Source organism: Bradyrhizobium sp. 23, from assembly GCF_023073295.1.
GTDB classification, from domain to species: domain Bacteria; phylum Pseudomonadota; class Alphaproteobacteria; order Rhizobiales; family Xanthobacteraceae; genus Bradyrhizobium; species Bradyrhizobium canariense_D.
The window spans coordinates 58,999-68,114 of record NZ_JADPJF010000058.1; the positions used below are offsets into that span (position 1 = coordinate 58,999).

A 9,116-nucleotide genomic window follows, 5' to 3' on the forward strand; every position below is an offset into this window, starting at 1 on the left:
TGGCGTCAACCCGGTTACCGGCGAGCAGGTGCTGACGCCTTACGCGATCTCGCGCACGCTGTCGGTGATGACGTCGTCGGGCATGTACGACTATGCCGGCGAATGGATCTACCGGATCGGCATCCCCGCCAAGAGTGGCGTCGGCGGCGGAATTCTCGCCGCACTCCCCGCCCGCCTCGGGCTCGGCAGCTATTCGCCAAGGCTCGACAAGCACGGCAACAGCGTGCGCGGCATCAAGGTCTGCGAGGCGCTGTCCTCGCATTACGATCTGCATATGCTCAACCGCAGCGACGACGCACGCAACGCCGTCATCGCCGATTACGACATCGGCAAGAGCCCGTCGCGGCGCGTGCGCCGCCCGCAGGAGCGCGATATTCTCGCAGCCCACGAGCAGGAGGTGCGGATCATCGAGCTGGTCGGCACGCTGTCGCTGTCGGCGGTCGACTATGTCTCACGCCGGCTTGCGGGCCGGCCGCGGCCGCAATTCGTGATTTTCGATCTCCACCGCGTCACCTCCACCACACGCGCCGGGGCGCGGCTGGTGGCTGAAGCGTTCGAGGAGCTGGCGGCGCTGAATGTCACCGTCGTCCTGTCAGGCGTCAGGCGCGCCTCCAAAGAATGGGACAGCCTGCGGGAGTGGACCGCGGAGCTGAAGAACGTCCGCGACTTCTATGTGCTCGACACCGCGACCGAATGGGCCGAAGACCAGATCGTCTACCGCTATGGCGGCTCGATCGATTTTCACGAGACCACCGAGCTTTCCGAGCAGCCGCTGCTCGCAGGCCTCAGCGCGGAAGAGCTGACCGACCTCGCCTCGATCTGCACGATCCGGATCTATCAGTCTGGCGCGAAAATCCTCACCACTGGCGCCGCAGCCGATTCCCTGTTCTTCCTGCGCAGCGGCGCGGTGCATGTCACCCTGCCCGACGGAGTGCGGCTCGCAACACTCACCGCCGGCATGGCGTTCGGCGAGATGGCCCTGATCGAGACCACCCGCTCCGCGGACGTGTTCGCGGATATGGCTGCGACCGCGTTCGAGGCGCCTCTGAAAGCGTTCGAGCGCTTCCGCAAGCAGCACCCGCACGCCAGCGAACGCATCATGCGCAATCTTGCGCAGCTTCTGGCCGAGCGCCTGATCGTCGCCAACGCCAAAGTGGATATCTTGACCTCCACCTGAGCGGCCTAGCGGCTCGCCGCCTCGCTGATCCGCCGCTTGATCTTGGCGGCACTGGTCTTGAGCAGCTCCGATGGCTGCTGGCCGGTCGCCACGCAGAGGCAGGCCCAGTAATAGATGACATCGCCGAGCTCTTCGACGAGGCCCGCCTGGTCGAGCCAGTCATCGCGGAGCAGCTTCTTGATATGGTCGGCGACTTCGCCGGACTCGCCGGCGAGGCCGAGCCCGAGATAGGACAGCCGTTCGTTCGACGGACGCTCATCGACTTTCGCAATCGTTGCAGCCCAGGCGGCATATTCATCGATCGTCATGAGCATCCCTCACAGCAATTGCTCGATCAGCCGACCACTTCGGTGACCGGCTGAAGGTCGATCTCGAAGGTCTCCAGAAACTTTGACGTCATGATGTAGAATCCGACCGAGAGCTGCAGTTCAACCAGTGCGGCCGGCGTCAGCTTCGATGAGATCGCCTTGAAGGTCGCATCCGTCGGCTTGTTCAGCTTGACGATCTCGTCGGTGAAGGCGAGCGCGGCGCGCTGCACTTCATTGAAACAGTTCGCGGCCTGCCAGTTCTCGAGCGCCTCGTTCTGCTCGTCGGTGACGCCGACATTCTTGCCGATGCGCTTGTGCGCGACGATCTCATACGGCGCCTCGCACAAAATGCCGGTGCGGGTGATCGCGAGTTCGCGCACGATCGGATCGAGCTCGCCCTTGTGGCGGATGGCGCCGCCGAGCCGGCAGTACTGCTCGAAATATCTCGGCGAATGCGACATCATCCGGAAGATGTTGGCATTGCGGTTCTTGTCGAGGATCTCCCGGGTGCGGTCGGATGCCTTGGACGGGTCGCTGTAGTTGATGCGGGCCATGATTTTCCTGAAGTTTTTCCCTAAGCCTTTGATGCTTTTTGTCGTTAGCGGCGAAATTTCCACGAAACTGTATTCTTGCGCGTCCGCAGGAGCAACAACATCGAGTCAAAATGCCGCCGCATTGCTGAACGACCTTGGGACAGTCGATATTCGCCGCGTGGGGACTTGATCGCGGCGGATACTCGCAAGGGGTGTTCCGAGTAAAAACAATTGGCCGTTGGGCGCTAACCGCGCATCGATGAGTCACGCCCAAGTCTAGGGAGAAAATGGAATGAAGGAAGCCACCAAGGGGGCGGCCTCGGAAGCGTTCGCGCATATGCTAGCGGTGATGGCGATGCTCGTCATCGCCAGCATCCTGTTCTACGGGCGCTAGTTAAGAGTCGGGTGAGAGCTTTCGTCATTCCGGGGTGGCCCTCGCACAGGCCAGGCCCAGAATTCCCGTTCCAGGCTCGGTCTCTCAGGACCGCCCCCGAATGACGGATCCCACCGCTCGCGTTGCCGCAATAGCCCGGATGGGGCGCGCAATCCGGGAAAGTCTATCGGTGAGGCGAAAACCCGGATTTCGGTCCGCTCCATCCGGGCCACATTGGAGCATCCAAATTTCACTATCTGTCTTTGGCGAAGAACGGCACCAGCTTGCCGGCGAACAGTTTGAAGCTCGCACTGACCTCATCGCCGATGGCGAGATCATTCTCACCATGCGCCATCATGCGAAAACCCTCGGCGCAATCGACCAGCAGGATGTTGTAGGGCACGTACGCGCGCGTCTCGGGCGTGGCGGCGCGGCAGACCAGCGACGTCGCGTAGACCCTGCCCTTGCCGCTGGCGCACTGCTCGCGCGGATCGGACGCGCCGCAGGCCGCGCAGAAGGCGCGACGAATATACTGCACATGGCCGCATGCGGTGCAGGTCTGATAAATGACGGCCTGTTCGCCCTTGGTCCAGTCGGCTAGACGCTCGCTCATCGCACCCGCTCCAGGAACATGCTGACGTGGGACGACAGCACGCCGCCATCGCCGTGCAGCAGCGCGATCGAGGCGTCGCGCACCTGACGATTCGCCGCCCGCCCCGTCATCTGGAGATGCGTTTCCACCAGATGCGCCATGGCGCCACCGACGCCGCAATGACCGTAGCTCAGCAGGCCGCCATGGGTGTTCAGCGGCATCGCTCCATTGCGGCTGAAATGGCCGGCGCGCACGCGCGCGGCTGCCTCGCCCCGGCCAGCAAGGCCAAGATCTTCCAGCAGCATCGCGAGCGTGATCGTAAAGCTGTCGTAGATCGCCGCGTAGCGCACGTCGGAAATCGCGAGGCCGGTGGCCTCCCTGGCGCGGGCGACGGAGATCTCGGCGCCGAGCTCGCTCAGGGCGGGCGCTGCAGTGACGTGCTGATGGGTATGAGCCTGGGCACACCCGCGAATGCGCACGCCGGCCTCTCCGGTCCGCTCGCGGCTGACGACGAAGGCGGCACCGCCGTCGGACACCGGGCAGCAATCGAGCAGCTTCAGCGGCATCGCCACCGGCTTCGAGGCCATGACGTCAGCGACCTCGATGGGATCCTGGAATTGCGCACCAGGATGAGTGCAGGCGTGGGTGCGCATCAGCACCGCGAATTCGGCGAGGTCTTCTTCCGTCACGCCGTACTCGTGCATGTATCTGTTAGCGACGAGGCCGTAATAGGCGGGGATGGTCGGGCCGAGCGGCAGTTCGTAGTCGGGATGGCCGACCTGCGCCAGCGCTTGGATCGAGGCGTCGCGGCTCTGTCCAGTGAGGCGGTTCTCGCCGGCCACGACGAGCACATTGCGGGCGACGCCCGCTTCGACGAGATGATGGGCGAGCATGGTCATCGCGAGCCCGGTCGCGCCACCGACCTGGACGGCATGGGCGTAACTGGGGCGGATGCCAAAATGCTCGGCAAAAACGGTCGCCAACATGATGTGCGGCGAGACGGTGGAGTAGCCGCAGAGGATGCCGTCGATCTCGGCACGCTTGAGCCCGGCATCGTCGAGCGCAGCCTGCGCGGCCTTGCTCATCAGCTCCAGCGAGGACGAGTCTTCGTGCTTGCCGAAAGGCGTGAGACCGACGCCGGTGATGAAGCTCATGGGCGCACCAGTGCATCGTCATTCCGGGGCGGCGAACGGGTGACGCCATCGCGGACCATGGCGTCGATCTCGTCGGCGGAATAGCCGATCTCGCGCAGGATTTCCGCGCCGTGCTCGTTGAGCTGCGGCGCGAGCCGCACCGGTTCGGCTTCGGTTTCGGACCAGGTGGCCGTCACCCTCATGCTCCGGATCGGCCCTTCAGTTGGATGGTTCACCACTGGGAAAAAGCCGGTCGCCTCCAGATGCTCATCGTGCAGCATCGACGCGAGGTCGTGCATGGGCATCACCGGCACGTCGGCCTTGGTGAGCAGGTCGATCCATTCCGCGGTGCTGCGCGTCTCGAAGATGCGCGCGAGCTCGGCATAGACGACGTCGATATTGGCGGCGCGGCCGGCGAATGTCGCGAACATCGCGTCGGCGCGCAGGTCGTCGCGTCCCGTCGCCTTAAAGAAGTTCTCCCACTGCTTGTCGTTGTAGACGATGACGCTGAGATAACCGTCCGATGTCTTGTAGGGCCGGCGGTCGCGCGAGAGGTGGCGGGCGTAACCGCCCTTGTCGAGCGGGGGCTCATAGGTCAATCCGCCCATGTGGTCGCCCATGACGAAGCCGGCCATGGTCTCGAACATCGGGATGTCGACGCGCTGGCCGCGGCCGGTGCGGTCGCGGTGCACGAGGCTGGCGCAGATCGCGCCCACGGCAGTCAAGCCTACGATGCGATCGACCAGTGCGTTCGGCACATAGCGCGGCACACCGTCACTGCGCCATCAAGGCGGGCAGCGCGGTGGCGCCCTGGATCAGATCGTCATAGGCCGGTTTTGCAGCATAGGGCCCGTCCTGGCCGAAGCCGAACACGCCGGCATAGACCAGCCGCGGATTGATTTTGGAAACAACGTCATAGCCGAGTTGAAGCCGCGCCATCGCCTGCGGGCGGACGTTGTAGACGAGAACGTCGGCGTCTTTCAGCAAGCGGAGCACGGCCTCGCGGCCGGCGGGCTTCTTCAGGTCAAGGCAGATCGAGCGCTTGCTACGGTTGGTGTTGAGAAACACCGGGCCCATGCCTGCGTGCCGCATCGGGCCGATCAGGCGGGTGACGTCGCCGTCCAGAGACTCCACCTTGATGACGTCTGCGCCGTAATCGCCGAGCATCTGGGTCGCATAGGGGCCCATCAGCACGGTGGTCATGTCGACGACCTTGATGCCCTTCAGCGGCCCCATCGTTCGCTCCCGATTGCGCGGCCTCAAGTGAGGCCTGCGATTTCGGTCCAGCTAACGGCAGTGGCGGCGCATGCGCAAGAGCCGCCGGCGTATGGCCGCATGCGCCGGCGGCGAAAGGCGGCTATTTCTTCTGACGGGAATCGCGAATCTTGAGGAGGCGGTCGAGCTCATCATTCTGCTGGTTGATGCGGTCAGCGATCCGCGACTCGTTCTGCTCACCCGAGGCGGCCGCGGCCTGCTCGATGAGCTGGCGGATATTGTCCTCGAGAATCGCGATGCGATCGTTGAGTGCGTCCATCGACAGCGAATCTTCGTAGTCATTGCTCATGATGCATCCCCTGCAAATCGATCAAGAGCTTTAAGGGCCCCCAGCGGGCCCACCATGATCTAGCGCAAGATAAGAAGGTGGGCACGGCGCTTCACGCCTTGCCTACCGTGCAGCAGCCTTACTTCAGCGGCTCCAGCACGGAGACGTAGTTGGCAACCGCCGCACCGCCCATGTTGAAAATGCCGCCGAGCTTTGCATTCTTGAGCTGCATGCCCTCGGGCGCTTGGCCGGCGAGCTGCATCGCGGTCATCACGTGCATGGAGACGCCGGTGGCGCCGATCGGATGGCCCTTGGCTTTCAGGCCACCGGACGGATTGACCGGCAGCTTGCCGTCCTTGAGCGTCCAGCCTTCCTTGATGGCACGGGCACCCTGCCCCCGCGGCGTCAAGCCCATCGCTTCGTACTCGATCAGCTCGGCGACGGTGAAGCAGTCATGGGTCTCGACGAAGGAGAGATCGGAAAGTGTAACGCCCGCCTTCTCCAGTGCGCGCTGCCAAGCGACCGTGCAGCCCTCGAACTGGAGGATGTCGCGCTTGGACATCGGCAGGAAATCCTGGGCGTGCGCGGTGGCGCGGAAGCCGATCGACTTGCTCATGCCCTTGGCGGTTTCCGCGTCGGCCAGCACCAGGGCAGCGGCACCGTCCGAGACCAGCGAGCAGTCGGTGCGCTTCAGGGGGCCGGCGACGTAGGGGTTCTTCTCGCTCTCGGCGCGGCAGAAGTCGAAGCCAAAGTCCTTGCGCATCTGGGCGAAGGGATTGGCGACGCCGTTCTTATGGTTCTTGGCCGCGATCAGCGCCAGTGCATCGGACTGGTCGCCGTATTTCTGGAAATAGGAGCTGGCGATCTTGCCGAACACGCCGGCGAAGCCGCCGACAGTGTTGCCGTCCTCGGGCAGATAGGACGCCTTGAGCAGGTTCTTGCCGATCTCCGGGCCCGGCGTGCGCGTCATCTGTTCGACCCCGACAACGAGGACAATCCTGGCCGCGCCGGCCGCGATCGCGCGCACGCCCTGATGGACGGCGGCGGAGCCGGTGGCGCAGGCGTTCTCGACCCGGGTCGCCGGCTTGAAGCGCAGCTTCGGGTCGGCCTGGAGCACCAGCGAGGCGGTAAAATCCTGGGGCGAGAAGCCGGCGTTGAAATGGCCGAGCACGATCTCGTCGACATCGCCGGCCGAAATGCCGGCATCCGCCAGCGCCTCATTGGCTACCTTCACCACAAGGCTTTCCACGGTCTCGGTGTCGAACTTGCCGAACGGCGTATGCGCCCATCCGACGATGCTGGCGGTCATGGTCATTCTCCCTGGCGCTCTCTTGCTGACCTAAGTCTTAGCTCAGGGATGGCAAGACTTCACGCGGGTTTAAGGGCCTCGAGGGTGCGCTGGCAGATGGCAGTTATGCCGGCCCAGTTCCCGGCCCTGATCTCCGCCGTCGGGCACAGCCAGGAACCGCCGACCGCGACCACATTGGGCTCCGCGAGCCAGGTTGCCGCATTGGCCTCGCCGACCCCGCCGGTCGGGCAGAACCGCACGTTCGGGAACGGCCCACCCAGCGAGCGCAGCCCCTTGATGCCGCCGGCCTGCTCGGCCGGGAAAAATTTTGCAATGTCGAAGCCGTAGGACAGCGCCATCATCAGCTCGGAGGCCGTGGCGATACCCGGCGCAAACGGCAAGGAGCTATGGGTGGCGGCCTTCAAGAGGTCCGGGGTCAAGCCCGGGCTGATGCCGAACGCAACGCCGAGCTTCTCGACACGGGTAAAGTCGGCCGGATTGAGAATCGTGCCGATGCCGACCACCGCCTCGGGCACCTCGGCCATCATCGCCCTCGCCGCCTCGATCGCAACAGGGGTACGCATGGTCACCTCCAGCGTGCGGACGCCGCCGGCCACCAGCGCACGCGCCAGCGGCACCGCATCCTGGATACGCTCGATGGTGAGGACGGGAATGACAGTCGCGGCCTTGAACAGCGCGGCGAGGTGGTTCTGTTGGGCAGTCGTGGTCATCTTGGCTTTCGTTTCACTTGGTCGCTTGACGCGTGGTCGCCGGCCGATGCCGTTTCTTCGGCGGCATGGCATAACCCGGAATGATGGCGCCGGAATAGCAGATGACGAGGCTGGCGAGGCGGTGCCCGGCCTGCGCGGCCTCGACCGGGTCGGAACCGGCGAGCCGTGCCGCGATATAGGCCGCCGCAAAGCTGTCGCCGGCCGCGGTGGTGTCGACCACGGGCTTGGTCATGGGCTCTGCGCGGACCTCGTAGGGCCCCCCGGGGAAGCGCAGCAGGCTGACCGGCTCGGCGAGCCGGAACACCAGCTCGGGGCTTGGGATGCGCGCCATCAACTGCTCGTGGCTTTCGCCGGGATAGAAAGCGAGCAGATCCTCGGTCGAGGTCAGCACGATGTCGGCTGCCGCGAAGGCCGCTGAAAACACCTCGCGCGCGACCTCACGATCCGGCCATCCCCGCGCGCGAAAATTGGTGTCGAACACGAAGCGGGTGCCAAGCAGACGCGCGCGCTTGATCGCCGCGAGCAGGCGCTCGCGCCCAGCCGTGTCGTAGATCGAGAGCGTGATCGCAGAGAGATAGACGATGTCGTAGCTCATCAGCGAGTTGAGGAGATCGTCCGTCTCCGGCAGATTCATCAGCTGGCGCGCCGCCGCACTGTCGCGCCAGTGGAAAAACTGGCGCTCGCCCTTCGTATCCAGCTGGATCATGTAGAGGCCGGGCAGCTTGCCGGGCAGCCGCGCGACGCGCCTCGTGCCGACGCCCTCCGCAGTCCAGGCCGCGATCATCTCATCGCTCAGGGCATCGTCGCCAAGCGCGGTGAAATAATCGACCTTGACCTCGAGCCGCGCGAGGTAAACGGCCGTGTTGAGGGTGTCGCCGCCGAATCCACGCGAGTAGAGGCCCCCGCCCTGCCCGCTGGAAGGTCCGGCGGATTGTCCACCCTGGGCCTGCCGGAGCTCGACCATGCATTCGCCGATGCAAGCAACGCTCGCCATCACTTTACCCGCTCAGTCAGAGATCAGGCGACGAAATTGCCGCCGAGCTCGTCTTCGATGTGAATGCGGATGATGTCGTCGAAAGTCTTCTCGGCAGTGGTGAAGCCGAGCTCGAGCGACCGCTTTGCATTGAAGTTGCGCGGCCAGCCGCCGACGATGCCGACGATAAAGGGATCGGGCTCCCGCTTGATGCGGGCGGCGACCTTGTCGCCGGCGACGCGCTTCAGCGCAGCGATCTGCTCGCCAACCGTCGCCGACAGGCCCGGCATGGTCAAATTACGGCGCGGCCCCACCGCGGCGAGGTCCATGGTGCCGGCATGCAGCAGGAAGCCGACGGCGGAGCGCGGCGTGGCATGCCAGTGGCGGACGTCCTCGGACACGGGAAGAACCGCTTCCTTGCCGGCCAGCGGCTCGCGCAGGATGTTGGAGAAGAAGCCCGATGCC

The 9,116-nt window shown here is 64.7% G+C and carries 10 protein-coding genes and 2 pseudogenes; 2 read left to right on the forward strand and 10 right to left on the reverse strand.

What is annotated here, in order from left to right:
* A partial coding sequence (locus tag IVB32_RS13820; protein WP_247410609.1) for a glutaminase occupies positions 1-1,177 on the forward strand: 1,177 nt, incomplete at its 5' end.
* 5 nt (positions 1,178-1,182) lie between these two features.
* On the opposite strand, the gene IVB32_RS13825 is transcribed toward IVB32_RS13820, so the two are convergent.
* Complete coding sequence (locus IVB32_RS13825; RefSeq protein ID WP_026233761.1) at positions 1,183-1,485, reverse strand: nucleoside triphosphate pyrophosphohydrolase family protein; 303 nt, start codon at positions 1,483-1,485, stop codon at positions 1,183-1,185.
* A 26-nt stretch (positions 1,486-1,511) separates the two neighbouring features.
* The gene (locus IVB32_RS13830; protein ID WP_247410611.1) at positions 1,512-2,039 is read right to left on the reverse strand and encodes a carboxymuconolactone decarboxylase family protein; all 528 of its coding nucleotides are present in this window, start codon (positions 2,037-2,039) and stop codon (positions 1,512-1,514) included.
* Here IVB32_RS13830 and IVB32_RS13835 point away from each other — a divergent pair.
* Positions 2,038-2,208 (forward strand): hypothetical protein, encoded by a 171-nt coding sequence (locus IVB32_RS13835; protein WP_158091581.1) that lies wholly within the window; start codon positions 2,038-2,040, stop codon positions 2,206-2,208. The genes IVB32_RS13830 and IVB32_RS13835 overlap by 2 nt on opposite strands.
* 436 nt (positions 2,209-2,644) lie before the next feature.
* Here IVB32_RS13835 and IVB32_RS13840 read toward each other — a convergent pair whose 3' ends face one another.
* The 8 genes and pseudogenes from IVB32_RS13840 to IVB32_RS13875 form a co-directional block, all read right to left on the reverse strand.
* Positions 2,645-3,004, reverse strand: a complete 360-nt coding sequence (locus tag IVB32_RS13840; RefSeq protein WP_018459237.1) for an OB-fold domain-containing protein — start codon at positions 3,002-3,004, stop codon at positions 2,645-2,647.
* A complete protein-coding gene (locus IVB32_RS13845; RefSeq protein ID WP_247297547.1) occupies positions 3,001-4,137 on the reverse strand; it encodes a thiolase family protein in 1,137 nt (378 codons plus the stop codon). Before IVB32_RS13845 ends, IVB32_RS13840 begins: the two co-directional genes overlap by 4 nt.
* Positions 4,134-5,352: pseudogene (locus IVB32_RS13850) on the reverse strand (CoA transferase). The gene IVB32_RS13845 and the pseudogene IVB32_RS13850 overlap by 4 nt, the downstream one beginning before the upstream one ends.
* A 121-nt stretch (positions 5,353-5,473) precedes the next feature.
* A complete protein-coding gene (locus tag IVB32_RS13855; protein ID WP_018459240.1) occupies positions 5,474-5,680 on the reverse strand; it encodes a hypothetical protein in 207 nt (68 codons plus the stop codon).
* Positions 5,681-5,798: 118 nt separating this feature from the next.
* Entirely contained in the window at positions 5,799-6,968 is a 1,170-nt protein-coding gene (locus IVB32_RS13860) for an acetyl-CoA acetyltransferase (RefSeq protein ID WP_247297551.1), read from the reverse strand.
* 59 nt (positions 6,969-7,027) lie between these two features.
* Complete coding sequence (eda, locus tag IVB32_RS13865) at positions 7,028-7,678, reverse strand: bifunctional 4-hydroxy-2-oxoglutarate aldolase/2-dehydro-3-deoxy-phosphogluconate aldolase (protein ID WP_018459241.1); 651 nt, start codon at positions 7,676-7,678, stop codon at positions 7,028-7,030.
* Positions 7,679-7,691: 13 nt separating this feature from the next.
* On the reverse strand, positions 7,692-8,672 hold the full coding sequence (locus tag IVB32_RS13870) for a sugar kinase (RefSeq protein ID WP_247410613.1): 981 nt from the start codon (positions 8,670-8,672) through the stop codon (positions 7,692-7,694).
* Positions 8,673-8,695: 23 nt separating this feature from the next.
* A pseudogene (locus tag IVB32_RS13875) lies at positions 8,696-9,116 on the reverse strand (NAD-dependent epimerase); the annotation flags it as partial.